Below are 25,587 nucleotides of genomic sequence, written 5' to 3'. Positions count from 1 at the left end.
GGCCACGAGGTCTCCGGTATGAAGTTCTTGCTTGGTCGCAGAACCAGATACCGGAGACCTCTTCAGTTATCGACCACCGCCACGCCGCAACTTCAGATCTCGGCGGGGCTTATGAAACACGCCTTAGGGGATTCTCCCCCAGAGAACCGGCTGCGGGGCCGCCTCCCGCGAGCGCGCACGAGGTCGAGGAACCGGTCGCGCTCGGCGCCGCTGAGCAGCCGGTCGGGACGCCGAGGATCCGGCGCCAGCCGCAGAAGATGCCACGGAGCACGTTGCCCGGCGCTGCGCGCCGCTGCATGAAGAACGACACCGACGCTGGTTTCGATGACTTCACTGACCTCTACGTCGAGATGCGGCGGCAGCCTGCCGACGATCTCATCACACCATCACCCAACGATCGATCACGATGAGCATCAACCCGTCTTTCCAGGAACAGAACCAGAGTTCGGCATCACCCAGTTCAGCAGTGCGAGACCGCCGACCCAACCGGCGCCTACGCCGACGCGCAGCGCCGGACAGCGTGAGCATCAGGCCGGCGGCATGACGGTGCGGTCGCCCGTGGGAGAGTTGCTGTCGTGGCAGCCGCAGCAACTCCGGGCCGCGAAGTCGTACTCGAGACGAATCGCCTGCTACTCAGGCCTTGGCGGGCGGCGGAGGCTGTCGTCCAGCATGAACTGTGGATCGAACGTGATCCACGAGTACCGCCGCACCGCCGAATCGACGCGGATGGACACCCGACCGTCGCGGAGCTCGCAGATTCCATCCGTACCGACCAACCATCGCCGATCGGGTTGCTGGCGATAGAGCGGAAGGCCGCAGGTGACGTCATCGGCGCCTGCGGGCTGATCGACGGCGGCCGCGTACCGGACGGGGAACCGGAACTGGCGTTCGAGCTGCTACGCCGATTCTGGCATCACGGATACGCGACCGAAGCCTCACTCGCGATCCTCGACTGGGCGAAATCATCCGGGTACGAACGTTTATGGGCCACCGTCCGCGAATGGAACGTCGCCTCTCGCCGCGTACTGGCCAGGGTCGGCTTCACCGAGACAGACCGGAAGGAGACGGACGCGGTCTACGGAACCACCCTGTTCCTCACGACACCCCTCTGACACCTCGAGGGCCAACGAGAGCAGCAGCGGCAGGCATCGGCTGTCGTCGTCCACGCGGTAGGCGACCGCGTGGACGATCTTCGAGCGGTGCCGTTCGAGCCACGTCTCGACGCATACCGCGGAAGGACTGTGGCGATCACGCCGGCGATGCCGGCGGCGAGGAATGCGCCGGCACATCTTCCCGGACGAGGCAGATCACCGCCCACCCGGCCAGGGGCGCGGCGGCGAACAGGAACATCGGGCGTTGCAGGCTGGGGTGCGGCTGTGATCGGGCTGAGAAGGGGTCGGCCGGGTGGGCCGGGCATGCCAAGGTAGACACGTGCGGTTGCTGGTGGTGGAGGACGAGGTGCGGCTCGCGGCCGCGCTGCAGCGGGGCCTGCAGGCCGAGGGGTTCGCCGTGGACGTGGCCGGCGACGGGCAGGATGGGCTGGAGCTGGCCCGGCACGGCGAGTACGACGCGATGATCCTCGACGTCATGCTGCCGCGGCTGTCCGGGTACAGGGTGGTGCGGCAGCTGCGGGCCGAGCAGAAGTGGCTGCCGGTGCTCATGCTCTCGGCGAAGGACGGCGAGTACGACCAGGCCGACGGGCTGGACTGCGGCGCCGACGACTATCTCACCAAGCCGTTCTCGTACGTGGTGCTGCTCGCCCGGCTGCGCGCGCTGCTGCGCCGGGGCACCCCGGAACGCCCGGCCGTGCTGCGCCACGGCGACGTCGAGCTGGACCCGGCGCATCGGCGGGTCACGGTCGCCGGCGCCGAGGTGGTGCTGACCGCGCGGGAGTTCGCCCTGCTGGAGTATCTGATCCGCCGCCCCGGCGAGGTGGTCTCCAAGACCGAGCTGCTCGACCACGTGTGGGACGCGGCGGTGGAGACCGCGGCGAACGCCGTCGAGGTGTACGTCGGCTACCTGCGTCGCAAGATCGGCCGGGAGCGCCTCGAGACCGTGAGGGGCGCCGGCTACCGGCTGGCCGCGGTGGAGGCGGCCGGCGAGGCCGCGGGGGCCTAGCGTGGCGTGGCTGCGCCGGTTGGGCCTGCGGGCGCGGCTGCTGCTCGTGTCCGTGGTGGTGCTCGCGGTCGGGCTGGCCGCGGGCGGCGTGCTGCTGGTCGCCACGATGCGGTTCGCGCTGCTGCGCACCGCGAACACCGAGGCCCTGGAGACGGCCAGGGCGGTGGCCGGGCTCGTGAACAGCCGGTCGCTGCCGAATCCGGTGCCGGCCGGTCCGACCGTACGCGTGCAGGTGGTCGACGCCGCCGATCGGGTGCTGTCGGTGTCCTTCGGCGCCGACCGGCTCACGCCGATCCTCTATCCGCGCGAGCTGGCGGACCTGGCCGACGGCGAGGGGAGGTACATCTCCGGCGACCGGATCGGCCTCGAGGGGCGCGTACGCGTCGTCGTCCTCGCCGCCGGCCCGACGGAGGCACGGGTGAGGGTGCTGGTGGCGCGCCCGACCGGCGACCTGACGCAGAGCGTGGACCTGCTGCGTACCACTTTGCTGGTGACGTTCCCGCCGCTCGTGGCGTTGCTGGCGCTCGTGGCGTGGCGGGTGTCCGGCGCCGCTCTGCGCCCCGTGGAGGCGCTGCGGGCGGGCGCCGAGGAGATCACCGGGGGTGCGCGGCCGGGGCGGCTGCCCGTACCGGACTCGCGCGACGAGGTCCACCGCCTGGCCGTGACCCTCAACGGCATGCTGCACCGCCTGGACGCCGCGCGGGCGCGGCAGCGGGCCTTCGTCGCGGACGCCGCGCACGAGCTGCGCAGCCCGCTGACCAACATGCGGACCGAGCTGGAGGTCGCGCAGCGGCTCCCGGACACCACGGACTGGCCGGAGCTGGCCGGTGACCTGCTGACCGACGTGGAACGGCTGAGCCGCCTCGTCGACGATCTGTTGCTGCTGGCCCGCTCGGACGACGGTGGCACCCGCGCCGCCCCGCCGCCCTCCGGCGAGGTCGAGCTGGGGCAGCTGCTCGCGGAGGTGGCGGCCCGCTACCCGTCCGTCGAGTACGAGCGTCCCGCCGTCCCGCTGCGGGTGGCGGGGGACCGTGACGCGCTCGCCCGGGTGGTCGCCAACCTGCTCGACAACGCCGTACGCCATGCCGCGTCGGCGGTGCGGCTGGCGGTCGCGGCGGACGGCGCGTACCGGAGAATCACCGTGGCCGACGACGGCCCGGGCATTCCGGCGGCCGACCGGGAGCGGGTCTTCGACCGGTTCACCCGGCTGGACGACGCCCGGGCCCGGGACGCGGGCGGCTCGGGGCTGGGGCTGGCCATCGTGCGTGAGCTGGTCCGCCGGCACCACGGCACCGTCGTGCTGAAGGGGACGACCCCGCCGCCCGGCCTCAGCGCCGAGGTACGCCTGCCCACCGCCTGATCTTCGCGGGAACTTTTCCCCTCAGGGTCGCGACCAATGACCGTGCCCGGCGCCCCGGCCGGGTTGATCCGAGTCGGAAAGGCCTCCAGATGTCCCTGTTGAAGCGTTCGGCCGTGGTGGGCGCGATCGCCGCCGCGTCCGCCCTCGCCCTGGCGGCCCCCGCCGCCGCGCACGTGACCGTGAACCCGAACACCGCGGTCCAGGGCGGGTACGCCAAGGTGACCTTCCGGGTGCCGAACGAGACGGACACCGCGAACACCACCAAGGTCGAGGTGAACCTGCCCACCGGTACGCCGTTCGCCTCGGTGTCGCTCAAGCCCGTCGCGGGCTGGACCATGGTGGCGCAGAAGTCGAAGCTCGCGAAGCCGATCGAGGCGCACGGCGCCCAGCTCAGCGAGGCCGTCTCCAAGATCACCTGGACGGCGGTGGGGGACGCGGCGATCAAGCCGGGGCAGTTCCAGGAGTTCGACGTGTCGCTGGGGCCGCTGCCGGAGGTGGACCAGGTGGTGTTCAAGGCGCTGCAGACGTACTCGGACGGGACGATCGTCCGGTGGATCGACGAGCCGACGACCGACGGCACCGAGCCGGAGAAGCCCGCGCCGGTGCTGAAGCTGACGCCGGCGGGCGCGCCGGGTGCCGATGCGCCGGCCGCCGCCCCCGGGCCGTCCGTGGCGGCCGTCGCGGATGACGGCGACGACGACGAGGGCGGCAGCGGCGGGACGTGGACGGGCGTCGCCGGCATCGTGCTCGGGCTCGCCGGGCTGGTGCTGGGGCTGCTGGCGTACCGGCGGGCCCAGGCGGCGTCCGGTGCCGTTCCGGCGGCGGCCAAGCCCGCCACGGAGTGATCGACGACGAGGTGACCGGGTGGGCGCTCGCCGCCGGCCGCGGCGACGCGGACGCGGCGGCGGCGTTCGTCCGGGCCACCCAGCGCGAGGTGTGGCGGTTCCTGCACCACCTCGCCGGGCCGGCCGAGCTGGAGGACCTCGCCCAGGAGACGTACCTGCGGGCGCTGCGCAGCCTGCCCGGCTTCGCCGGCCGGTCCAGCGCCCGGACGTGGCTGTTCACGATCGCGCGGCGGGTCGCCGTCGACCACGTGCGCTCGGCGATGGCCCGGCCGCGGATCGCCGCCGTGGCGGACTGGCAGGCCGCCGCGGACGCGGCGACCGGGGCCGGGCGCCGCGGCTTCGAGGACGACGTCGCCGTCCGGGACCTGCTCGGCGGGCTGTCCCCGGAACGGCGGGAGGCGTTCGTGGCGACGCAGGTCCTGGGTCTGTCGTACGCGGAGGCGGCCGAGGTCTGCGACTGTCCGGTGGGGACGATCAGGTCCCGGGTGGCCCGCGCCCGCGAGGAGCTGGTGGCGCTGCTCGCGGACGACGGGGGCCGCCGGTTGTCGGGATAGCTCAGGAGCCGGTGTAGAACGCGTACGTGCGGTCCGCGCTGGCCCGAGCCTGTTCCGGGTCGTTCCCGGCGGCGATGGCGGCCTCGGCCCAGGAGTCGGCGCTGAGGCGGTTGAACTCCTTGCCCTCCGGCGACAGCGCCCACGCCATCGCCGCCTCCGGGTCGAGGGCCGCGGCCGGGTCGGTCAGGTAGTTGGCGAGGCCGAGGAACCCGCCGTCCCAGCCGACGCCGGTGGCCCCGGGGCCGTACTGGTCCCAGAACTCGTCGGCGACGTGCGCGACGTGCTCCAGCTCGAGGCGCGTACGCCCGTCGCCCTCGGACGTGAGTCGGACCTCGACCCAGCTCACCTGGCCGCCGAACTCCCATGTCGCGGAGAAACCGTTCGGCTTGTCGCAGCGCGAGACCGTGCCGCCCGCGTTGCCCTGGAACTGGTAGGTGCCGCCCTCGCGCAGCTCACCGCTGATCGGCAGGAACCACCGCTGGATGCGCTCGGCGGTGGTGACGGCCTCCCACAGATCGTCCTGGTCGGTGTCGTAGACCTGGCTGAGCGTCAGCACGCGGGCCTCGCCGGCCTCGAGCGTACGGTTGCCGACCCAGCGGCGGACGTCGCTGACCTGCTGCTTCACGTCGATCATGGGTGTTCTCCCGTGGTGTCGTCGTCGCGGGCGGTGAGGCGCCGCTGCCGTTTGCCGCGGGCCACCTCGGTGGCCAGCGCGTCGAGGTGCGGCGTCCAGAACCGCCGGAACCGGCTCAGCCAGGCTTCCGCCTCGCGCAGCGCGGTGTCGTCCACCGCGTACAGGCGCCGGGCGCCGTCGGGGCGCACGGTGGCGAAGCCGTTGTCGCGCAGCACCCGCAGGTGCTGGGAGACGGCCGGCTGGGAGATCCCGAACTCCGCCCGGACCACCTCGGTGACCGCGCCGGAGGACTGTTCGCCGTCGGCGAGCAGCTCCAGGATGCGGCGGCGGACCGGGTCCCCGAGCACGTCGAACGCGTGCACCGGCCGAAGTTATCAGGCACGGCTTATATAAGGCAAGACTGAAACTCGACTCCGCGTGGCGGGCCGGCTGACACACTCCTGAGGGTGCGACGGGCCGCCGTGGTGACGGCATTGCTGCTGCTGGCGGGGTGTGCGGAGGACGCCCGGCCGGCCCCGCTGCCGAGTTCTCCGCCGGCTTCCGCCGTGACGGCGAGACCGACGGTGGCGCCGTCGAGCAGCGCGCCCGTGCTGCGGCTGCCGGTCGTGACCGCGCCGGTGTTCAGCGGCGGCTGGGAGATCACCGTCTACTACACGGCGGTGGAGGATTACCACTCCGGCGACCCGGTCCCCGTCACCGGCTGCCGGGGCGTCGACTGCTCCCACGGCGACGACGACCTCGGCAGCTACCGGGAGGACTTCGTCGCGGCGGTCCAGGAGGAGGGGACCGGTCGTACGGCCGGCGGCACGTACCTGAACTGGTCCTACGACATCGGCTTCTGGCTCGACACCCGGCCACGGGACACCGGCGGGCGGGCGCTGCGCCCGTTCGTCTCGGCCGCGGCGGACCCCGGGGTGCTGGCGCGCGGCGTGCGGTTCCGGATCTCCGACTGCGGGCACGCCGACGACGGCTCCCGCCCGGCCGCCGCTGTGTGCGCGGCGCTGCGGGACGCGCGGTGGACGGTCACCGACGAGTTCACCCCCGGGCTGGGCGGGACCAAGCACATCGACGCGTACATCGGCGAGGAGACCGGGCCGGACTTCACGTCGTCGCCGTGGTACCTGACGCTGCGGGGCGTGACGATCCGGCGCGGATGAGCGTCAGGACGCGTACCGGATCCGGGCGCGTTCCTTGGCCTTCGCGGCCTCGGTCTCCCGGTCCTTCGGCGGCGCGGTCGTCACCAGCTCGCCGAGCAGCTCGGCGGTCGCGGCGGCGACGGCCTCGACCGCCCGGTCGAAGGCGGCCTGGTTGCGCTGCGACGGCTTGGTGGCGCCGGCCACCTTGCGGACGTACTGGAGGGCGGCGGCGTGCACCTCGTCGGAGGTGGCCGGCGGCTCGAAGTTGTGCAGCTGACGGATGTTTCGGCACATGCCACCGAGCCTAGCCGCGCGCGCGGTGCACCGGGTCCGGGCTTTCTAACGGTCGTCTCAGATTCGCTCGGTACGAAGTCTCCATCAGACAAGCGAGGTACCCCACGTCCAGGAGGTCATATGAAACCCATGGGACGCCGCGGCTTTTTGGCCGCCGCCACGGCACTCGGCATTGGCGCCGGCCTGTCCACCCATGCCATTGCGTCCGCAGCGGACGGGGATGGGAACGAGACCTCGGACAAGACTTCGGACATGTCGGAGCGGGACAAGGACCTGCCCTTCATCGGCACGGAGGAGACCTTCTCCACCCGTGAGCTGATGGTGCTGAACGACAGGCTCTTCCTCGAGGACACCGGTCTCGCCGAGCTCGGCCCGCGCCGCATCGGCGCCATGGACAAGGCGGGGCTCAACGTTCAGATCCTCTCCGCGCACACGCCAGGTGTGCAGAATGTCCCGGGCCGGAAGGGCATCGATTTCGCCTATCGTCTCAACAAGCTGCTCGTCGACGGGCCGATGGCCACGTATCCGGGGCGGTTCCAGGCATTCGCCACCTTGCCGCTGCAGAATCCTCAAGCCTCGGCGGACGAGCTGGAACGCGCGGTCCGCGACGACGGCTTCCTGGGATGCCTGACCAACGGGATCATCGGGAAGAAGTTCCTCGACCATCCCGACTTCGAGCCCCTGCTGACGCGCGCCGAAGCGCTCGGCAAGCCGATCTACATCCATCCGGGCCTGCCGCCGGACGAGGTCTTCCAGATCTACTACAGCAACATGCGGCCGGAATACCAGAAGGAGTTCCAGGACCAGGTTCTCAGCATCTCGGCCTATGGATGGCACCAGGAAGTCGTCACCCAGTGCGTCCGAATGATCACCTCAGGGGTGTTCGACAGGCATCCCAGGCTCCAGATCATCATCGGCCATATGGGAGAGGGGCTTCCGTTCTTCTACAAGCGCATCCTGGAGAAGATGAGCGAAGTGACCGAGAAGAGCCTGGACAAGCCGTTCGAGCAGTACTTCCACGACAATTTCTGGTTCACCACCAGCGCACTCCCCCAGACTGAACTGCTCGATCTCCTGCTGAAGTACATCAGTGTGGACCGGGTCATGTTCGCCACCGACTACCCGTTCGCGGACATGAAGGTGCAGACCGACTGGTTCCGGGGAGTCGATCTGCCACGTGAAGCCAAGGAGAAGATCGCGTACCGAAATGCGGAAAAGCTGTTCGGAATAAAGGTCTGAAACATCGCCGGTTCATCCCTTGCGGCCCTGCGTGGCGACGCCCTCGACGAAGTAGCGCTGGCAGAGGAAGAACGCGACGATCATGGGTACGGTCGTGATCACCGCGCCCGCCAGCACGACCTCCCAGCGGGCCTCGCCGGCCTGGCCGAACTGGTCGAGGATCGCCTTCATCCCGCGCGGCATCGTGTACAGCTGCGGGTCGCGCAGGTAGATCAGCGGGCGGAGCAGGTCCGACCAGCTCGCCCGCAGCTCGAAGACGAACGCCACGATCAGCGCGGGCTTGCACAGCGGCACGGCGATGCGCCAGAACAGCCGCCAGTAGCCCGCGCCGTCGACGCGGGCGGCCTCGAACAGCTCGCGGGGCACGCCGAGGAAGAACTGCCGGATGAGGAAGATGTAGAAGGCGCTGCCGAACAGGTTGGCCGCCCAGAGCGGCACCTGCGTGGCGGCCAGGCCCAGCTCGTTCCAGATCAGGTACGTCGGGATCATGGTCACCGCGCCGGGCAGCATCATCGTGCCCACCACCAGCGCGAAGAGCAGGTTGCGCCCGGGGAAGCGGAAGTACGCGAACCCGAACGCCACGATCGCGCTGGAGATCGTCACGGCCACCGCCGCGGCGAGCGCCACCACGACGCTGTTGAGCAGCCACGTCAGTACCGGCGCGGCCGACCAGATCGTCACATAGTTGCCCGGCGCCCAGTGCTCCGGGACCAGCCGGTTGTCGAACACCTCCGGCCGGGGTTTCAGCGACGCGCTGACCAGCCAGAGGAACGGGTACACGAAGACCACGGCCGCCGCGGCGAGCGCGGTCCACAGCACCCACGGGTGCCGGCGCCGCCCGGGGCGCCGGTCGGGCGTACCGGGCGGGGTGGTCACGGCCTGCGGCTCCTGCAGCGCGGTCATCGGGCGCCTCACTCGCTCTCGTAGTAGACGAACCGGCGGCTGAGGCGTACCTGCACCAGCGTGATGGCCACGATGATGAGGAACAGGAGCCAGGCCAGCGCGGACGCGTATCCCATGTGGAGGAACTGGAACGCCTGCTGGAACAGGTAGACGACGTAGAACAGCGCCGCGTCGTTGCCGTACGTCTGCTGGTTGGCGCTGCCGTAGAACGCGGTGTAGACCTCGTCGAAGGTCTGCAGGCTGCTGATCGTGTTAATGATCAGGGTGAAGAAGAGCGCCCCGCTGATCATGGGTACGGTCACCGCACGGAACCGGGCCCACGGCGAGGCGCCGTCCATCTCGGCCGCCTCGTGCAGGTCACGCGGCACGTTCTGCAGCGCGGCCAGGTAGATGATGACCGTGCTGCCCAGGCTCCAGGCGCTCATCAGCACGAGGCCCGGCTTGATCCACGGGCCGTCCACGGTCCAGTCGGGCCCGTCGATGCCGACCCGCGCGAGCGTCTCGTTGGTCAGCCCGACCTGACCGTTGAACAGCAGCAGGAACAGCACGCCGACGGCCACTTTCGGGGTGACCGTCGGCAGGTAGAAGATCGTCCGGAAGAAGCCGGCGGACCGGCGCCCGGCGCGGGCCAGCAGCATGGCCAGGCCCAGCGCGACCGCCATCGTCAGCGGTACGTGCAGCACGGTGTAGATCAGCGTGTTGGCCAGGCTGCGGCGCACCCGGTCGTCGGCGAACAGCTCCCGGTAGTTGTCCGCCCCGACGAACTCCGTGCTCGTCAGCACGTCGTAGTCGGTGAGCGACAGCACGAGGCTGGCCACCATCGGGCCGGCCATGAACACCAGGAAACCGATGATCCACGGCGACAGGAACCCGTACGCGGCGAGCGCCTCCCGCCGGCGCATCGTGGTCATCTCAGGAACCGCGGTTGGCTTCGTCCAGCGCCTTCTGGGCCTGTTGCTGGGCCTGGGCGAGCGCCTGGGCCGGCTGCTGCTTGCCGTCGAGCACCCGGTTGACCGCGTCCTGCCAGGCGGCCTTGAACTCCTCGCCGGCCGCGGTGAGCGGTTCGGCGACCCCCGCCTCCTGCGTCTGCAGGACCGTCCGCACCGCCGCGTCGAACGCCGGGTTGCCGCCGGCCCGCACGACGTCCTTGAAGATCACCTCGTCGGCCCTGCTGTTGCCGGTGAACACGCCGGCGAACGGCTTGCCCTCGGACTTGCGGGCGGCGGCGCGGGCCTTGGCCGCGGCGACCCACGTCCCGCTGTCGGTCATCGTCTTGATCCACTTGCAGGCGAGGTCGGGATGCGGGCTCTTCGCCGGGATCGCCCACGCGTTGCCCGTGATCCAGTCGACCGGCCGCCCGTCGACGCCGCGGAACGGCGCGACCGTGAGCTTCACCTTCGGCGAGTTCTCGGCGAGCACGTTGAGGTAGAAGTCCTCCATCGGGAAGGCGCCCAGCTGGTTGCTCGCGAACTGGTTCTTCGCGCCGAAGAAGTCGAACGAGTCGCGGAACGACTTGAACGAGGCCCAGCCGCCCTGCGCCTTGATCAGCCCGACGGTGAACTCCAGCGCCCGCACCACCCGCGGGTCGTTCAGCCGGGCGGTCCGGCCGTCGTCGCTGACCAGGGCGGCGCCGTTGGCCCGGGCCCACAGCGGCAGGAACTCGGGGAGCTTGGGGTCGAAGCCGATGCGCCGCAGCTTGCCGTCGCTGATCGAGGTCAGCCTGGTGGCGGCGGCGGACAGCCTGCCCCAGTCGCTGGTGGTGAACGTGGCCGGGTCCAGCCCCGTGTCGGCGAACGCGGCGTCGTTGATCATCAGGACCCGGTTGTTGTAGAACTCCGGGAGGCCGTACAGCTTGCCGTTGAGGGTGGCCTCGGCGACCGCGGCCGGCCGGAACTGCCCCATGTCGATCTTCTCGCGCCCGACGCAGTCGGCCAGCGGCCGGATCGCGTTCTTGGCCGCGTACGTGCCGAGCAGCCGCCGCTCCATGTAGACGAGGTCGGGCGGCGTGTTCGAGGCCACCGCGGAGAGGAACTGCTGGGCGTTGAAGCTGCCCTCCGACGCCTGCGCCCGGTTCGGCGTGATCGCCGCGTTGGCCGCGTCGAACCGGGTCTTGGCGATCTCGTCGCCGGTGCCGAACCCCATCATGGTCAGCGTCGCCTGCCCGGTGCCGCCGGACTTCGACCCGGACGAGCCCACGCCGCCGCAGCCCGCCGCCAGCACGACGACCAGGGTCGTACCCACCGCCGTGCGCATCGATCGGAGGAACATCGTCGTTCTCCCATCACGCTCAGTGACCGTTGCGCCGAATATAGATCCGGGTCGATCGGCCCGCAATTCGGCGGCGCCCGGGCCCGCGAGGAGCGAGGATCCACCCGATGCGCGACATTCCGGTGCTCTGGCTGACCGGCCCGCCCGGGGTCGGTAAGTCCGCCGTCGGCTGGGAGGTGTACACCCGGCTCCTGGCTGCCGGGGTGCACGCCGCGTACGCCGACATCGACTAGCTGGGCGTCTGCCACCCGGAGCCCGCCGGCGACCCGGGCCGGCACCGGATGCAGGCCCGGAACCTGGCCGCCGTGGTGGACGGCTACCGCGAGGCCGGTGCGACCTGCGTGGTCGTCTCCGGAGTGGTCGACGTCCGGCGTGGCGTGCCGCTCGAGGAGCTGCCCGGGATCGCCGTGACGGTCTGCCGCTTGCGGGCCGCCGACGAGGAGCTGAGCCGTCGGCTCACCGGCCGGCAGGGCAGCGCGGACGGGCTCGCGCACGTGCTCCGGGAAGCCGCCGGCCTCGACGCGATCGGTGGCCCGTGCGTGGACACCACCGGCCTGACCGTGGCGCAGGCGGCGCAACAGGTCCTCGAGCGGGCCGAGGGCTGGACCACGCCCCGGGACGCATCGCGGTCACCGGTCGCGGCCCGCCCGGAGGAGGAGCCGGACGGGCGGCCCGTGCTCTGGGTGTGCGGGCCCACCGGCGTCGGCAAGTCCACGGTCGCGTTCCGGGTGTACCTCGCGCTGCTGGCGGCGGGGCGACCGGCCGCGTACGCCGACCTCGACCAGCTCGGTTTCCTCCCCGGACCCGCCGACCACCGGCTCAAGGCCCGCAACCTGGCGGCCGTGTGGCGGACGTACCGGCGGGCGGGGGCGGAGACGCTGGTCATGGCCGGGCCCGTCGGCGACCGGGCGACCGCCGCGAGGTACGAGGCCGAGCTGTCAGGTTCGGCGCTGACCGTGTGCCGCCTGCACGCCGGCCGCCGGGACCTGACCGAGCGGATCATGCTGCGCGGCCGTGGACTGGGCAGCTGGCCCCAGCCCGGCGACCCGCTGATCGGCCGGCCCGTGTCCCACCTGCGCCGGATTGCCGGCGAGGCCGTGCTGGAGGCGCAGGCGCTGGAGCGGGCGGGCCCGGGGTTCCGCGTCGACACCGGCGGCCGCAGCGTGGACGAGGTGGTCGCTCTGGTGCTCCAGGGACTCCGCCGGACGGGCCGGGTACCTTTCCTCCGGTGACCGCTGCCGACCTCGACCAGCCCGCGACCGCGACGCCGGACCCCGGCCGCGACCGCCCCCGGCGGCGGTGGTGGCTGCCCGCCGTCGTGCTGCTGCTGCTCGGGCAGATGGCCGCCGCGATGGTCACGACCGCGGTGCAGCAGACCCCCACGATCGACGAGCCGGTGTACGTGGGCACCGCCGTCACGTACCTCGAGCAGCACAGCGTGCGCTTCAACCCCGAGCATCCGCCGCTGGGCAAGCTGCTCATGGCCGCCGGGCTCGCGTTCGCCCGGCCGCATCTCGACCCGGGGTTCCGCGGCAACCAGACGCAGCTGGGCCGGCACGTGCTGTACGAGGCGGGCAACGACCCGTACGAGCTGATGTTCCTGGCCCGGCTGCCGATGATCGTGCTCACGCTGCTCACCGGGCTGGTGGTGTTCGCGTTCGCCCGGGACCTGACGAACGCGGCCGGGGGAGTGCTGGCCCTCGCCCTGTACGCGTTCTCGCCCGACGTGATCACCCACGGCTCGCTGGCGACGCTCGACGTGCCGGCCGTCGCCTTCCTGCTGACCTCGGTCTGGCTGACGTGGCGGGCCCGGGGCCGGCCCCTGCTGTATCTGCCACTGGCCGGGGTGGCGCTCGGTGCCGCGCTCGCGACGCGGATGAGCGTGCTGCCCGCCGTACCCGTGATCATGGTTCTCGGCGCTCTTGCGGTGCTGACCCGGCGGCCGCGGGAGGTGTGGCGGCCGCTCGCCGCGGGGGCCGGGATCGCGGTGGCCGCGGTGGCGGTCGTGTGGCTGAGCTACCTGGCCGTCGATCCCTCGCTGCGCTGGGCGCCGCCGAGCGGCCTGCCCGCGGTCCACGGCGTCCGCGGCCTGCTGGTCGGCTGGCTGCCGGTGCCGCAGTCCTACCGCGACGGGATGCGCATCCAGTTCGCGTTCGAGAACGCCCCGTGGAGCGGCTTCCTGTTCGGGCGGCACTACCAGGGTTCGCTCTGGTACTACCTTCCCGCTGCGCTGCTGGTGAAGACCCCGCTGGGCATGCTGGTGCTCTGGGTGGCCGGGGCCGTGACGATGCTCGCGCTGCCCCGGCTGCGGGTCGCCGCCGCGTACGTGCTGGTCCCGCCCGTGGTGCTGCTGGCCGTCGCGATGACCGGCGCCCGCGACTTCGGCACCCGGTACGCCATCTTCATGCCGATGTTCCTCGCCGTGGCAGCCGCCGCCGTCGTGCTCCTGCGGTGGCGCTGGGCGAAGGTCACCGCGGCCGTGCTCGCGGTCTTCGTGGCGGTCAGCTCGCTGCGCACGTTCCCGTACTACCTGCCGTACTCGAACGAGGCCTTCGGCGGCCCCGAGAAGACGCACCTGCGGCTGCACGACTCGAACGTCGACTGGGGACAGGACCTCGGGCGCCTCGCCGACCGCCTCCGCGAGCGCTACCCAGGCGAGCCGGTGTGGCTGGTCTACAAGGGCGCGGGCGTGCCGGCGGCGTACGGCATCCAGGCCCGCAACCCGCTCGGGGCGCAGCCGGAGACCGTGCACGGCCTGGTCGTGATCTCGGACAGTTCGATCGCGAAGGCGACCGGTTCGCTGGCGGAGCTGATCCGCACCAGCGGCGAGCCGATCGACGAGGTCGGCCACTCCATCACGATCTACCGGCGCCCGTAGCGGTCGCCGCGAACGCCTTGCGCGCGATCGCCTCGGCCCGGTCGCACGCCGCCGGCAGCTCCGTCGCGGGCACCGGCCGGCTGAGCACGTACCCCTGGGCGTGGTCGCAGGCCATCTCCCGCAGCCGCAGCAGGGCCGCGACGTCCTCCACGCCCTCGGCGACCACGCTCAGCCCGAGGTTGTGGCCCAGGTCGATGGCGCTGCGCACCATCACCGCGTCCGGCGTACGGCCGGAGTCGTCGCTGCCCAGGTCCTTGATGAACATGCGGTCGACCTTGAGCTCGTCGGCGGCCACGTGGCGCAGCTGGGCGAGCGAGCTGAAGCCCGTACCGAAGTCGTCGACCGACACGGTGACGCCCTGCTCCCGGATCCGGCCCAGCGCGCGGACCGTGCTGGCCGGGTCGGCCATGATGCTGGTCTCGGTCAGTTCCAGGCGCAGCAGCGCGGGCGGCAGGCCCGCGCCGGCGACCGTGTCGAGGACCTGCGGTACGAAGCCCGGGTCGATCAGGCAGCCCGGGGAGACGTTCACCGCCACGATCAGCGGGCGGCCCGCGAGCCGCCAGGCCGCCGCCTGGTGCACCGCCAGGGCGAGCAGGTGGCCGGTGAGCCGGACCTCCAGCCCGCTGGTCTCGGCGATGGTGAGGAACGCCGCCGGGGGCAGCAGCCCGCGCACGGGGTGGTTCCAGCGCACCAGCGCCTCCACCGAGGTCACCGTGCCGTCGCTGAGGCGTACCTGGGGCTGGTAGTGAAGCTCCAGCTGACCTGCGGGATCGCCGTCCTCGAGCAGCGCGCGCAGCTCCGCGAGGAGCTGCATGCGGTCCGGCGTGCCGGTGTCCGCGGTGGCGTCGTAGAGCGCGACCCCGCCCCCGCCGGCCTTCGCCCGGTACATCGCGGCGTCGGCGTGCCGGAACAGGTCCTCGCCGGCGCCGTGCAGCGGGCCCAGCGCGACGCCGAGGCTGCCGCTGACCGCCGCCGGTCCCTCCTCGAGCATGAAGTTGCGGCCCAGCGCCTCGGCCAGGCTCTCCGCCAGGGCGGTCGCGGCGGCCGCGCCCGGCACCCGGGGCAGCAGCACCGCGAACTCGTCGCCGCCCAGCCGGGAGACGATCCCCGCGTCGCCGACGCCCACCCCGAGCCGCCGGCCGGCCTCCAGCAGCACCTGGTCGCCGGCGTGGTGCCCGAGGGTGTCGTTGACCGCCTTGAAGCCGTTGAGGTCGACCACCATCAGCGCCATCTGGTGGTCGCCGGCCTGGGCGTCGGCGAGCGCGTCGCGCAGCCGCTCGGCGAACAGGGTGCGGTTGGGCAGCCCGGTCAAGGGGTCGTGCAGGGCCAGGTGACGGCTCTCGTCGGCCTGCTCGACGAGCCGCCGCTGGTAGCCGATGACCAGGCGCATGATCATCGCGACCAGCGCCAGACCGGCGGCGAAGCCCACGGCGGTGCCGGCGAGCAGCCGTACCTGCGTCTGGCGCAGCGCTTCCACCTGCCGCTGGGCGGCCTCGTGGTAGGCGCGCGCGACCCGGTCGGCGTCGTCCTGCAACGTGTAGAAGGCGGGGGTGACCTCGAGCCGGTCGAGCTGCACGTGGCCCGGGTCGCCGTCGGAGACCAGGTCGATGAGGCGTACGGCCAGCGCCCGGTACGCCCGCTGCTCGTCGCGCAGGCGCAGCGCGTCGACCCGTACCCGGCTGTCCCCGTCGCTGCTGACCCGGGTGAGGGCGGCGTCGGCCACCTGGGCCACCTGGTCGAAGCGCTGCCGTACGGCCACCGACGGCTCCACCTGGTAGTGCCGCAGGTTCACCTCCTGCATGGCGATCGCCGTTCGGGCCTCGGAGAACAGCGCGTCGATCGCGAGGGCGTGCCGCTGCTCGTCGGTGGCCCGGCCGGTGTGCGCGGTGCCCTGCAGCACGTACGCGGCCAGCGCCAGCAGCACGGCCGCCAGCGCCGCGGTGGTGCCGCCGCCACGGCGCACGAAACCGGCGACTCGCGTCCGCAGAGATCCACCGATGTGCCCGACCACGCCGGGCTTGATCGGCAGTCCGGTGGCCGGGTGAAGGAAATGGTCTCCTCAGGTACGCCACGCCCGGACCGATGGGCCTGCCATGCGACTGCTCTGTGGTGCCGCGCTGGCCCTCCTGCTGGCGTCCGCGGCCGGCTGCGCCGGGGGACAGGACACGGCGGATGCCGCGGCGCCCGCGGCCGGGGTGATCCGGCTCGGCACGCTGGTGCCGCTGACCGGCCGCAGCAGCCCGTCCGGCGACGCCATGGTCAGCGCCGCGCGGATGGCGGTCGACGAGGCCAACGCGCGTGGGGGCGTGCTGGGCCGCCGCGTCGAGCTGGTGGTCGGCGACGACGCCTGCGACGCCGGTACGGCGGTCGCGGCCGCCCACGCCATGGTCGCGCAGGACGTCACGGTGTCCGTGGGCGGGTACTGCTCCAGCGCCACCGTGCCGACGCTGAAGATCTTCCGGGCCGCGGGCGTACCCATGGTCCTCGCGCAGTCCAACTCCACCGACCTGCTGACGCCCAAGTACGACAGCGTCTTCCTGGTCTGCGGCACCGTCACAGCGGAGGCCGACTTCGCCGCCGACTGGATGAAGCGGCTGGGCGCGCGCCGGCTCGCGGTGGTGCACGACGGCACCAGCTTCACGGTGACCCTCGCGGAGTCTGCGGTCGCGGCGGCCCGGCGGTCGGGCACGCTCGGTGTGGCGGGGGAGTGGCAGATCAGGCAGGGCGCACCCGGGTACGCCCGTACCGCGCAGTCGCTCGTCGCTTCCGGCGCCGACGTCGTCTACTACACCGGCTACTACGCCGAGGCCCGCCAGCTCGTCGTCGACCTGCGCGACCGCGGCTATCGCGGCATCGTCGTCGTGGGCGACGGCGCCACCGACGGACCGCTGCTCGACGGCCTCTCCGGACCCCAGATCGCCGATCTCTACGGCACCGCTCTGCTGGTGCCCGAGCTGATGCCGGAGCTCGCGTCCTGGTCGGAGCGCTACCGGGCGGCCGTCGGCTCGGCGCCGGGCCCGTCGACGGTCGAGGCCTACGACGCGGTGACCATCGCGCTGGACGCCATCCGCCGCGCGGGCACCGTCGACCGGGAAGCGGTGCGCAAGGCCATCGCCGCGACCGACCTGACGGCCCTCTCCGGTCCGGTCAGCTTCAACCCGGACGGTACGCGCACCACGCCGCGGTTCCTGCTGCTGCACGCCACAGGTACGGGTTTCCGCCTGATCCCCCAGCCCGCACAGGGCTGACCCCGCGATTGACCCAAGATCCAGCGGGTAATGACGGGGGAATGAGCAGTTCGCACCACGATCGCACCACCCGCGCCGCCGACCTGATGCACCTGAACGCGATGGCGCTGGAGGAGACCGAGCAGAGCCTGCACACCAGCGCGGACCAGCGGCCCGGCGCGGCCGGTGAGCGGTTGCACAGGCTCGCCGACACGATGACGGAGACGGCCGGCGACATCGCCGAGCGCGCCCGCGGCCTGTCGGACGAGGCGAAGAAGCGGGAACCACGCGGCTGACCCCGCTGCGGCCCGCCGGTCGCGTCGATGCGCAATCGTTGCTCTATGGCAAGGAATATCGCTCTACAGTGCTGAGCGATGCAGACGCCACCGCTCGTCATCGCGGACCAACCCGTCGACGACGGGATGGTGTGCCTGTCCGTCTCCGGCGAGCTCGACCTGGCCGCCGCCGACGACCTGGAGAAGGCCGTGGCCGCTGCGGCCGGGCGCCCGGGCGTGCGCGAAGTGCTCGTCGAGCTGTCCGGTCTCACGTTCCTCGACGCGTCCGGCATCGCGGCCCTGAGCCGCGCCCGCACCGCCGCGCGGACGGCGGGTGTCGTGGTACGCGCCGAGGGGGCGCGGGGCGTGGTGGCCCGGGTTCTGGCGGTAACCGGTGTCGGGGAGTGGCTCGGCAGCCGCTGAGCCCATGGCTGGTGAACAATTGAGGTGCCAGGCGCCGCCAGTCCCGTCCTATTGTGTGCCGTGAGAACGCAACCGGACCCAGCGAGACCTGCCGCTTCGTACTTCGTCTGCGCGACGCCCCGTACCGGTAGTTCGCTGCTGTTGGGCCTGCTGGAATCCACCGGAGTCGCGGGGCATCCGCAGGCGTACTTCCGCGCCCCTGACGAGCACCTCTGGGCCGAGCGGTGGCAGATCCCGCGCACGCCTGACGACGGCTTCGGCTACGGCGACTACGTTCGTGCGGCCCTGACTCACGGCCGGACCACGAACGGGGTCTTCGGCGCGAAGCTGATGTGGGGCACGCTCCAAGAAATGCTCGACAAGCTCCGAGCCCTGTCCGGCGACCCGCGGGGTGACGACGTCGGTCTGCTGACGCGCACCTTCGGCGCCTCCCGGTTCGTGTACGTCCGTCGCGATGACGTCGTGGCCCAGGCGGTGTCCTGGCTCCGCGCCGAACAGACCGGTGCGTGGTACCTCGGCGGCAACGGGGAGATCGGCGGCACTGTTCCCACCGGCAGGGCACCGGCTTACGACCGGGAACGAATCACTGACATTGTCCAGACCATCAACGAGCACAACGCTGGGTGGGAGGCATGGTTCGCCTCAGCCGGCATCACGCCATACCGAGTGCGCTACGAGCACCTTGCCGCTGATCCGGCTGCCACAACCCGCGACATTGTGGGCTTCGTCGGCCTGCGGCTACCCGACGGACACCGGATCGCGCCGCGTCACCGACGCCAAGCCGACGACCTCAACCAGCAATGGGCAGACCGCTACAGGGAGCACCCAGCCGGTCTACAGGACCACAGGCTCAAGAAGCGAACGGGCTTTCGCGGGACCAATCGCGCTTCGCCGGACCGGACCGGGCCGTGACCGACCTCGGGACGGCCGTGAAGGACATCCGGCCCGGTCGCATCTGCAACCGGGCCGGACCCGTCGCCCGGCCGGGAGGCCCATCGCCCGGCCGGGCACGGTTCGTGGGACAGCCGAGCCGAAATGCGCTCGGCGCGCAGCGCCCCGCCGGGTCAGCCGGCGGTGAGCTCCGTGCGCAGCTTGGCCAGCGACCGCGCGATCAGCCGGGAGATGTGCATCTGCGACACCCCGATCTTCTGCGCGATCTCCGACTGGGTCAGGTTGCCGAAGAAGCGCAGCGACAGGATCGTGCGCTCGCGTTCGTCGAGCGTCGCCATCGCCGGGCCCAGCGCGATGCGCAGCTCGGCCAGCTGCATGTCGTGGTCGTCCTCGCCGAGCGTGTCGCCCAGTGACGTGGCGCCGTCCTCGGTGACCGGGGTCGACAGGCTCGCCGCGCTGTACGCCCGGGCGCCCTCCAGGCCCTCGAGCACCTCCTCCTCGGTGGTGCCGAGGTGCGCCGCGATGTCGGCGACCGTGGGGGAGCGGCCCAGGGTCTGGGTGAGCGCGTTGCCGGCCTCGGTGATGGCCATGCGCAGCTCCTGCATGCGCCGGGGCACGCGGACCGACCAGGTGCGGTCGCGGAAGTGTCGCCGGATCTCGCCGAGGATGGTCGGGATCGCGAACCCGGCGAACTCGACGCCGCGGGTGGGGTCGAAGCGGTCGATCGCCTTGATCAGGCCCACCGTCGCGGTCTGCAGCAGGTCGTCGTCGGGCTCACCTCGGCCGCTGTAGCGGTGCGCCAGGTGCTGGGCCAGCGGTAGCCAGACCCGCACCGCCTCGTCGCGCAGCGCCGCCCGCCGGGGACCGGCCGCGGTGGCCGCCATCTCCCGCAGCAGGACGCTGCCGCTCTCGGGTACGCGCGTCTTGGTCATCGTCATGGTGATTCCTCTCGCCGAGCGCAGTCAGTACCCGCCTCGACCCACAATAAACGACGCAACAACCGACGCAACTGGTTGCCGGTTGAGATGTGGATAACCGGGTACGCGCCGACGATGACGGTGAACGCGAGCGTGACCTTCGTCGGCAATGCCACGACCGTGCTGCGGCTGGGCGACTTCACCCTGCTCACCGATCCCGCCTTCGGGCCCGCGGGCAGCCGGGTCTACCTGGGCAAGGGCGCCTGGACGAAACGGGTGAAGGCTCCCGCGCTGGACGTCCTCGACGTGCGGCTGCTCGACGCCGTCCTCCTGTCCCACCTGCACGGCGACCACTTCGACCGGGAGGCGCGCCGCGACCTTCCGCCGGAGCTGCCGATCGTGACCACCCCGCAGGCGCAGCGCCGGTTGCGTCGATCGCGGTTCGCCGAGGTCCGGGGCCTGCCGACCTGGGAGACCCACGAGTGGGCCCGCAACGGGCACCGGCTGCGGGTGACCGCCGTGCCGGGGCGGCACGGCCCGGGACCGGTCGACAGGCTGCTGCCCGACGTCATGGGCTCGGTGCTGGAGCTGGAGGCGGACAACCGCACCCGGCTGCGCCTGTACGTCACCGGCGACACCCTCTACGGCAGCCACCTGGCGGAGATCCCGCGTCGCTGCGGTGACATCGACGCGATGCTGATCCATCTCGGCGGCACCCGGCTGCTGGGCATGCTCCTGACCATGGACGACAAGCAGGGCGTGGCGACGGCGGGCCTGATTCGCCCAGGGCTGACGATCCCGATCCACAACGACGACTACAAGGTGCAGAAGACGCCGCTGGAGCACTTCCTGCGCCGGGCCCGGGCCGAGGGACTGGCCGGTGTCCAGCCGATCACCCGCGGCGCCACGCTGGAGCTGCCGGTCCGGGTCTGAGCGCGGGATATCGTGATCACGTGACCGCCGTCGACGCCGTGACCTCCGCCGGGATCGAGCACCGGGTGGTGCGGCACGGCCCGGTCAGCAGTGTGGCCGAGGCCGCCGCCGCCCAGGGCGTCGAGCTGCGCGATCTGGTCAAGACCCTGGTCGTACGCCGCTCCGACGACGACTACCTGTTCGTGCTGGTGCCCGGCGACCGGCAGATCTCCTGGCCGAAGCTGCGCACGCTGCTCGGCGTCAACCGCCTGTCGATGCCCGACGCGGCGACCGCCAAGGAGGTCACCGGCTACGAGCGGGGCACCATCACACCGTTCGGGTCCGCGCGCCCTTGGCCGGTGATCGCCGACGAGCGCGTCCGCGGCCGGACGATCAGCCTCGGCGCCGGCGAGCGCGGCGTGGCCCTGCACGTGCCGGCCGACGCGGCGGTGTCCGCGCTGCAGGGCACGTGGGCGGATGTGACCGACCCGTCCTGAGCCCTCAGGTAGGGGTGAGGCGGCCCTGGAAACGACCAACCGCAGCTTGGATCCGCTCGCCGGCCTCGGCCGCCCGATCCGGCGTCGAGTCGTCCCGTTGCGCCCGGTCGCACAGGAAGGGAAGCGACTCACCCTCGGCGAGGACGGCGAGCCCGTTCACGAGGAGCCGTCGGAGCAGTCGGTACGCGTCCTCCACGTTCAAGGTCCGCGGCTTGGCCGAGGTGTCGGTGCTTTCATCCCAGGTGAGCCGGTACGCCTCACCGCCGTGCCGGTGCCGGGACCCGGCGTCATAGATCGCGCCCACCAGCCCTCCGACGTCCGTGCCGGCACCGGCGAGCGCCTCGGCGCCGCGCCGGACCCGCTTGCCGATCTCGAGTTCCCGGCTCCCGGTCAGCAGGAGGAGCTCCAGTACGGTCGACATCTCCAGTGGCAGGCGAGCCTCGGGCGAAATGCCGCTGCAGAGCTCGCGGCTGAGGCGCAGAAACCTCCGGCATGCTTCGTGGAAGCGGCGTACCCGCTTGGTGTCCTCGGCGAATACTTGCTGAACCAGGTCGCCGATGACGGCGGCATCGCGGGCCCAGGAGGCCGATTCGGCCGAGGTGACGGTGTACGGGCCGCGCTGCGGGTGAACCTCGCCGTCCTCATCGACGACGTACTCCAGCTCGCGGCTGGGGAGCGTCATCTTCACCCCGTGCCCGGGCTGCGCGATCACATGGCTGAGTGCTGACACCGGCGCCGGCTTGGCGAGAGCGAGCGCCGTCAGTGGCACCTCGCCGACCGTCGTCGGATCGGACGTGGTCAGCGCCGTGCGCTTCAGCGGGGGCCGCCGGCCCGCCGGCCGGCGCAGCCACCACGTGTACGACGCCGCGACGGGATCCCAGGACAGCGCCGGGGTTGCGCGGATCCCGTACTCCGGTTCATATCGGTGAACGGCCTCCCCCGGGAAACGGATCAGTTCCCAGTCGCCGATGACCACGCCGTCGGGGATGGCTCCGCCGACGTCCAGGCCGACCAGGTCGTCGGTCTCCACCAATATCGGGCCGGGTGCGGTCATGGCGGCTGATCAGTCCTCGAGGCCCGCGACGATGACCTCGGTGCCGGTACGCCGGATCGCGTCGACGCCCGCCGCGTCCGCGCTCGTGTCCGTCACCAGGGTCGCCACGTCGGTGATGGCGCAGATGCCGGCCAGGCACACCTTGCCCACCTTGGAGCCGTCGGCCACGACGATGACCCGGTCGGCCCGGCGGATCATCGTGGCGTTGGTGTTGGCCTCGATCTCGTCGTGGGTGGTGAGGCCGCCGCGGGCGCTGATGCCGTCGACGCCGACGACCGCGACCTCCATGTTGAGGCCGGCGAGGGCCTGGTCGGCTATCGGCCCGACCAGCTCGTACGACTGGGTGCGGGACACGCCGCCGGTCATGATGAGCTTCAGCCGGGGCCGCAGCGCGAGCTCGGAGGCGATGTTCAGCGCGTTGGTCACCACGGTCAGGTCGACGCGTTCGGCGAGCAGGCGGGCCAGCAGGTGGGTGGTGGTGCCGCCGGTGAGGCCCAGCGTCAGCGGCCCCTTCGGCAGGATGTCGGCGACCTTGCGGGCCACGAGGGCCTTCTCCTCGCGGTGCTGGCCCACGCGGTAGCGCACCGGCAGCTCGTACGCGACGTCGACGGCGACAGCGCCGCCGTGGGTGCGTGACAGCAGCCGCTGGTCCTCGAGGGTCTGCAGGTCGCGGCGGATCGTGGCGGGGGAGACCCGGAACTCGCCGGCGAGGTGGCCGGCGTCGACGGAGCCGTGGCTGGCCACTCGCTCCAGGATGGCCGACACCCGGTCGGCGCGGCGCAGGGAACTGGGTGCCATCGCGCCCTTCTTCGAGGAGTATTGATCAAACGCGCAGTCACTGTAGTTCGTTTCCAAGCGAATGACCAGAATTCCTTGCGCGCTTGCGGTGCAACGCCAACAATCCCGCCATGACAGTGATCGCCTTCCTCGGCGCCGGCAGCGTCGTCTTCACCCGTGAGCTGCTGGCGGACATCCTCTCCTTCGACGAGCTGCGCGGCGTGACGCTGGCCCTGCACGACATCGACCCCGAGCGGCTGGAGACCGCCGAGGCGATCGCGCGGCGCACGGCCGAGCAGCTCGGCGCGCAGCCGCGGATCACGACCAGCCTCGATCGGCGTACGGTGCTCGACGGCGCCGACTTCGTCATCAACGCGATCCAGGTCGGCATGCACGCCGCGACCGTGCGCGACTTCGAGATCCCCGCGAAGTACGGCCTGCGCCAGACCATCGCGGACACCCTGGGCATCGGCGGCATCTTCCGCGCCCTGCGGACGTTCCCGGTGCTCGAGGCGATCGCGCGGGACATGCGCGAGCTGTGCCCGGAGGCCTGGTTCCTCAGCTACACGAACCCGATGGCCATGAACATCGGCTACCTGGCGGCGGTCGCGCCGGACCTGAAGGCGGTCGGGTTGTGCCACTCCGTCTTCTGGACCGTGCACGACCTCTGCAAGCTGATCGACGTACCCCTGGACGAGGTGGACTACAGCGCGGCGGGGGTGAACCACCAGGCCTGGCTTCTGCGGTGGGAGCACCGCGGCGAGAGCCTCTACCCGCGCCTCGACGAGCGGCTGGAGAAGGACCCCGACCTGCGGCGACGCGTACGCATGGACATGTACCGCCGGCTCGGCTACTTCCCGACCGAGACGAGCGAGCACTCCAGCGAGTACGTGCCCTGGTACCTGCGCCACGACGAGGAGATCGAGCGGCTGCGCATCCCCGTCGGCGACTACCTGCGGATCAGCGCGGACAACGTGGCGGAGTACCACGCCACCCGCGCGTCCGTGCTCGCCGGTGAGCCGCTCGACGTCAGCCGCGACGCCACCGAGTACGCCCCGCAGGTCATCCACAGCATCACCACCGGCACGATGCGGCGCGTGCACGCCAACGTCGCCAACCGCGGCCTGATCGCCAACCTGCCCGAGGGGTACGCCGTGGAGGTGCCGTGCGTGGTGGACGCCATGGGCCTACGCCCGGAGCGCGTCGGCGACCTGCCGTTGCAGTGCGCGGCGCTCAACCGTTCGTTCGTGAACGTCGGCCAGCTGACGGTGCAGGCGGCTGTCACGGGCGATCCCCGGATGGTCCGGCAGGCCGCCATGGTGGACCCGAACACCGCGGCGACCCTGCCCGTGGAGCGGATCTGGGAGCTGTGCGACGAGCTGACCGCGGCGCACGGGGACCTCATCCCGGCGGCACTGCGCGGTTGACGCGCACTCCGGAATGTTCGTTTGTACGCGTGCCCTTGTGAAACGAAAACAAACGAGCATAATCCTCGACCATGAACGACACGTCCGAGGAGATCGCCAGCCAGCCCGCCGTCTGGGACCGCGGCCTGCAGCTCACCGACCAGGCCCGGAACCTGCTGGCCGCCCCCGGCGAACGGGTGCTGCTGCTGGGCTGCGGCACGTCCTGGTTCGTCGCCCAGAGCATCGCCGAGCTGCGCGAGAGCGCCGGGCTCGGTGAGACCGACGCGGTGTGCGCCTCGGAGTACCGGCCGCGGCGCCGCTACGACCGGGTCGTCGCCGTCTCGCGCTCCGGCACCTCCACCGAGGTGCTGGACGCGCTGCGCCAGGTGCCCGCCGGCACCCACCGGGTCGCGGTCACCGCGGTCGACGGGATGCCGGTGGACGACCTGACGGAGTCGCGGCTGCTGCTGGACTTCGCCGACGAGCGCAGCGTGGTGCAGACCCGGTTCCCCACCACCGTGCTGGCCCTGGCCCGCGCCGCGTTCGGCGAGGACCTGGGCCACCTGGCCGACCACGGCCGCGCCGCGCTCGCCGCGCCGCTGCCCGCCGACCCGGCCGGCATCGAGCACCTGGTGTTCCTCGGGACCGGCTGGACCGTCGGGCTGGCCCACGAGGCGGCGCTGAAGGTCCGTGAGGCGGCCCAGGCGTACTCCGAGTCGTACCCGGCCATGGACTTCCGGCACGGGCCCGTCGCCGTCGCGGGCAGCCGGAGCCTGATCTTCTCCTTCGGCGGCGTGCCCACCGGGCTCGACGACGCCGGCCGCGCGGCCGGCGCCACCACCTACCGCGACGACCGTGACCCGCTCGCCCAGCTGGTGCTCGCTCAGCGCTTCGCGCTCGCCCTGGCCGCGCACCGCGGCCTCGACCCCGACCGCCCCCGTCTGCTGACCCGCTCGGTCGTGCTGGACGCGGCCTGACA

Annotated in this window: 29 protein-coding genes; 19 read left to right on the top strand and 10 right to left on the bottom strand. The window is 71.8% G+C overall.

From position 1 onward, the window contains the following. From IT780_RS41565 to IT780_RS04125, 6 genes are all read left to right on the top strand, one after another. Window positions 1–410 (top strand): hypothetical protein (locus IT780_RS41565; RefSeq protein ID WP_233412078.1); only part of this gene is annotated, 410 nt, incomplete at its 5' end. 165 nt (window positions 411–575) lie between these two features. Continuing rightward, window positions 576–1,112 carry a GNAT family N-acetyltransferase gene (locus tag IT780_RS04145; RefSeq protein ID WP_199510001.1) on the top strand — a complete coding sequence of 179 codons (537 nt, stop codon included), beginning with the start codon at window positions 576–578 and terminating at the stop codon, window positions 1,110–1,112. 319 nt (window positions 1,113–1,431) lie between these two features. Then, window positions 1,432–2,118, top strand: coding sequence for a response regulator transcription factor (locus IT780_RS04140; protein ID WP_199510000.1), 687 nt, complete (start codon window positions 1,432–1,434; stop codon window positions 2,116–2,118). 1 nt (window position 2,119) lies between these two features. Further along, entirely contained in the window at window positions 2,120–3,478 is a 1,359-nt protein-coding gene (locus tag IT780_RS04135; RefSeq protein ID WP_307831029.1) for a sensor histidine kinase, read from the top strand. A gap of 89 nt (window positions 3,479–3,567) precedes the next feature. After that, window positions 3,568–4,323, top strand: coding sequence for a YcnI family protein (locus IT780_RS04130; protein ID WP_199509999.1), 756 nt, complete (start codon window positions 3,568–3,570; stop codon window positions 4,321–4,323). Then, window positions 4,320–4,877, top strand: coding sequence for a sigma-70 family RNA polymerase sigma factor (locus IT780_RS04125; protein WP_199509998.1), 558 nt, complete (start codon window positions 4,320–4,322; stop codon window positions 4,875–4,877). The genes IT780_RS04130 and IT780_RS04125 overlap by 4 nt, the downstream gene beginning before the upstream one ends. A 1-nt stretch (window position 4,878) precedes the next feature. Here the strand turns inward: IT780_RS04125 and IT780_RS04120 are convergent, their stop codons facing one another. Continuing rightward, window positions 4,879–5,511: an SRPBCC family protein gene (locus IT780_RS04120; RefSeq protein WP_199509997.1), complete on the bottom strand. Its 633-nt coding sequence runs from the start codon at window positions 5,509–5,511 to the stop codon at window positions 4,879–4,881. Further along, window positions 5,508–5,873 (bottom strand): ArsR/SmtB family transcription factor, encoded by a 366-nt coding sequence (locus IT780_RS04115; RefSeq protein WP_199509996.1) that lies wholly within the window; start codon window positions 5,871–5,873, stop codon window positions 5,508–5,510. The genes IT780_RS04120 and IT780_RS04115 overlap by 4 nt, the downstream gene beginning before the upstream one ends. Window positions 5,874–5,957: 84 nt before the next feature. On the opposite strand from IT780_RS04115, the gene IT780_RS04110 reads away from it, so the two are divergent. Then, window positions 5,958–6,668, top strand: a complete 711-nt coding sequence (locus IT780_RS04110; protein WP_199509995.1) for a hypothetical protein — start codon at window positions 5,958–5,960, stop codon at window positions 6,666–6,668. Window positions 6,669–6,671: 3 nt separating this feature from the next. On the opposite strand, the gene IT780_RS04105 is transcribed toward IT780_RS04110, so the two are convergent. Beyond that, window positions 6,672–6,941 carry a DUF2277 domain-containing protein gene (locus IT780_RS04105; RefSeq protein WP_199509994.1) on the bottom strand — a complete coding sequence of 90 codons (270 nt, stop codon included), beginning with the start codon at window positions 6,939–6,941 and terminating at the stop codon, window positions 6,672–6,674. A 120-nt stretch (window positions 6,942–7,061) separates the two neighbouring features. On the opposite strand from IT780_RS04105, the gene IT780_RS04100 reads away from it, so the two are divergent. Continuing rightward, window positions 7,062–8,180, top strand: coding sequence for an amidohydrolase family protein (locus tag IT780_RS04100; RefSeq protein ID WP_199509993.1), 1,119 nt, complete (start codon window positions 7,062–7,064; stop codon window positions 8,178–8,180). Window positions 8,181–8,192: 12 nt separating this feature from the next. On the opposite strand, the gene IT780_RS04095 is transcribed toward IT780_RS04100, so the two are convergent. Genes IT780_RS04095 through IT780_RS04085 form a run of 3 tightly spaced genes read right to left on the bottom strand, consistent with a single transcriptional unit; the run spans window position 8,193 to window position 11,351 of the window. Further along, entirely contained in the window at window positions 8,193–9,083 is an 891-nt protein-coding gene (locus tag IT780_RS04095; RefSeq protein ID WP_199509992.1) for a carbohydrate ABC transporter permease, read from the bottom strand. Window positions 9,084–9,091: 8 nt separating this feature from the next. Beyond that, window positions 9,092–9,994 carry a carbohydrate ABC transporter permease gene (locus IT780_RS04090; RefSeq protein ID WP_233412077.1) on the bottom strand — a complete coding sequence of 301 codons (903 nt, stop codon included), beginning with the start codon at window positions 9,992–9,994 and terminating at the stop codon, window positions 9,092–9,094. A 1-nt stretch (window position 9,995) separates the two neighbouring features. Further along, window positions 9,996–11,351 (bottom strand): ABC transporter substrate-binding protein, encoded by a 1,356-nt coding sequence (locus tag IT780_RS04085; RefSeq protein ID WP_199509991.1) that lies wholly within the window; start codon window positions 11,349–11,351, stop codon window positions 9,996–9,998. Between the two features lie 107 nt (window positions 11,352–11,458). On the opposite strand from IT780_RS04085, the gene IT780_RS42540 reads away from it, so the two are divergent. From IT780_RS42540 to IT780_RS04075, 3 genes are read left to right on the top strand one after another with little or no spacing between them, the layout of a single operon-like run. Next, complete coding sequence (locus IT780_RS42540) at window positions 11,459–11,584, top strand: nucleoside/nucleotide kinase family protein (RefSeq protein ID WP_267909897.1); 126 nt, start codon at window positions 11,459–11,461, stop codon at window positions 11,582–11,584. Window positions 11,585–11,632: 48 nt separating this feature from the next. Then, window positions 11,633–12,583 (top strand): nucleoside/nucleotide kinase family protein, encoded by a 951-nt coding sequence (locus IT780_RS04080; RefSeq protein WP_199509990.1) that lies wholly within the window; start codon window positions 11,633–11,635, stop codon window positions 12,581–12,583. Further along, window positions 12,580–14,229 (top strand): ArnT family glycosyltransferase, encoded by a 1,650-nt coding sequence (locus tag IT780_RS04075; protein WP_307831028.1) that lies wholly within the window; start codon window positions 12,580–12,582, stop codon window positions 14,227–14,229. The genes IT780_RS04080 and IT780_RS04075 overlap by 4 nt, the downstream gene beginning before the upstream one ends. Here the strand turns inward: IT780_RS04075 and IT780_RS04070 are convergent. Continuing rightward, on the bottom strand, window positions 14,207–16,240 hold the full coding sequence (locus tag IT780_RS04070; RefSeq protein ID WP_199509989.1) for a putative bifunctional diguanylate cyclase/phosphodiesterase: 2,034 nt from the start codon (window positions 16,238–16,240) through the stop codon (window positions 14,207–14,209). The genes IT780_RS04075 and IT780_RS04070 overlap by 23 nt on opposite strands. Before the next feature lie 82 nt (window positions 16,241–16,322). On the opposite strand from IT780_RS04070, the gene IT780_RS04065 reads away from it, so the two are divergent. From IT780_RS04065 to IT780_RS04050, 4 genes are all read left to right on the top strand, one after another. Beyond that, window positions 16,323–17,477, top strand: coding sequence for a branched-chain amino acid ABC transporter substrate-binding protein (locus tag IT780_RS04065; protein ID WP_199509988.1), 1,155 nt, complete (start codon window positions 16,323–16,325; stop codon window positions 17,475–17,477). A 41-nt stretch (window positions 17,478–17,518) separates the two neighbouring features. Continuing rightward, entirely contained in the window at window positions 17,519–17,752 is a 234-nt protein-coding gene (locus IT780_RS04060) for a hypothetical protein (protein WP_199509987.1), read from the top strand. Between the two features lie 78 nt (window positions 17,753–17,830). After that, a complete protein-coding gene (locus tag IT780_RS04055) occupies window positions 17,831–18,154 on the top strand; it encodes an STAS domain-containing protein (protein ID WP_199509986.1) in 324 nt (107 codons plus the stop codon). Between the two features lie 24 nt (window positions 18,155–18,178). Beyond that, window positions 18,179–19,066, top strand: a complete 888-nt coding sequence (locus IT780_RS04050) for a Stf0 family sulfotransferase (RefSeq protein ID WP_307831026.1) — start codon at window positions 18,179–18,181, stop codon at window positions 19,064–19,066. 152 nt (window positions 19,067–19,218) lie between these two features. Here the strand turns inward: IT780_RS04050 and IT780_RS04045 are convergent, their stop codons facing one another. Further along, window positions 19,219–19,983: a SigB/SigF/SigG family RNA polymerase sigma factor gene (locus IT780_RS04045; RefSeq protein ID WP_199509984.1), complete on the bottom strand. Its 765-nt coding sequence runs from the start codon at window positions 19,981–19,983 to the stop codon at window positions 19,219–19,221. A gap of 114 nt (window positions 19,984–20,097) precedes the next feature. On the opposite strand from IT780_RS04045, the gene IT780_RS04040 reads away from it, so the two are divergent. Continuing rightward, a complete protein-coding gene (locus IT780_RS04040) occupies window positions 20,098–20,895 on the top strand; it encodes an MBL fold metallo-hydrolase (RefSeq protein WP_199509983.1) in 798 nt (265 codons plus the stop codon). A gap of 20 nt (window positions 20,896–20,915) precedes the next feature. Next, window positions 20,916–21,371, top strand: coding sequence for an aminoacyl-tRNA deacylase (locus tag IT780_RS04035; protein ID WP_199509982.1), 456 nt, complete (start codon window positions 20,916–20,918; stop codon window positions 21,369–21,371). A 4-nt stretch (window positions 21,372–21,375) separates the two neighbouring features. Here IT780_RS04035 and IT780_RS04030 read toward each other — a convergent pair whose 3' ends face one another. Both IT780_RS04030 and IT780_RS04025 read right to left on the bottom strand, forming a co-directional pair. Next, window positions 21,376–22,425, bottom strand: a complete 1,050-nt coding sequence (locus IT780_RS04030) for a hypothetical protein (protein WP_199509981.1) — start codon at window positions 22,423–22,425, stop codon at window positions 21,376–21,378. Window positions 22,426–22,434: 9 nt separating this feature from the next. After that, window positions 22,435–23,223 (bottom strand): DeoR/GlpR family DNA-binding transcription regulator, encoded by a 789-nt coding sequence (locus IT780_RS04025; protein ID WP_199509980.1) that lies wholly within the window; start codon window positions 23,221–23,223, stop codon window positions 22,435–22,437. Window positions 23,224–23,333: 110 nt separating this feature from the next. On the opposite strand from IT780_RS04025, the gene IT780_RS04020 reads away from it, so the two are divergent. Together IT780_RS04020 and IT780_RS04015 are read left to right on the top strand one after the other, a co-directional pair. Further along, window positions 23,334–24,629: an alpha-glucosidase/alpha-galactosidase gene (locus IT780_RS04020; protein ID WP_199509979.1), complete on the top strand. Its 1,296-nt coding sequence runs from the start codon at window positions 23,334–23,336 to the stop codon at window positions 24,627–24,629. Between the two features lie 71 nt (window positions 24,630–24,700). Next, the gene (locus tag IT780_RS04015; protein ID WP_199509978.1) at window positions 24,701–25,585 is read left to right on the top strand and encodes an SIS domain-containing protein; all 885 of its coding nucleotides are present in this window, start codon (window positions 24,701–24,703) and stop codon (window positions 25,583–25,585) included. The last annotated feature ends 2 nt before the right edge of the window (window positions 25,586–25,587 follow it).

Origin of the sequence: Nucisporomicrobium flavum (assembly GCF_016464385.1) — a bacterium.
In the GTDB taxonomy this organism is placed as follows: domain Bacteria; phylum Actinomycetota; class Actinomycetes; order Mycobacteriales; family Micromonosporaceae; genus Actinoplanes; species Actinoplanes flavus_A.
This window is presented reverse-complemented; position numbering and strand designations above follow the sequence as displayed.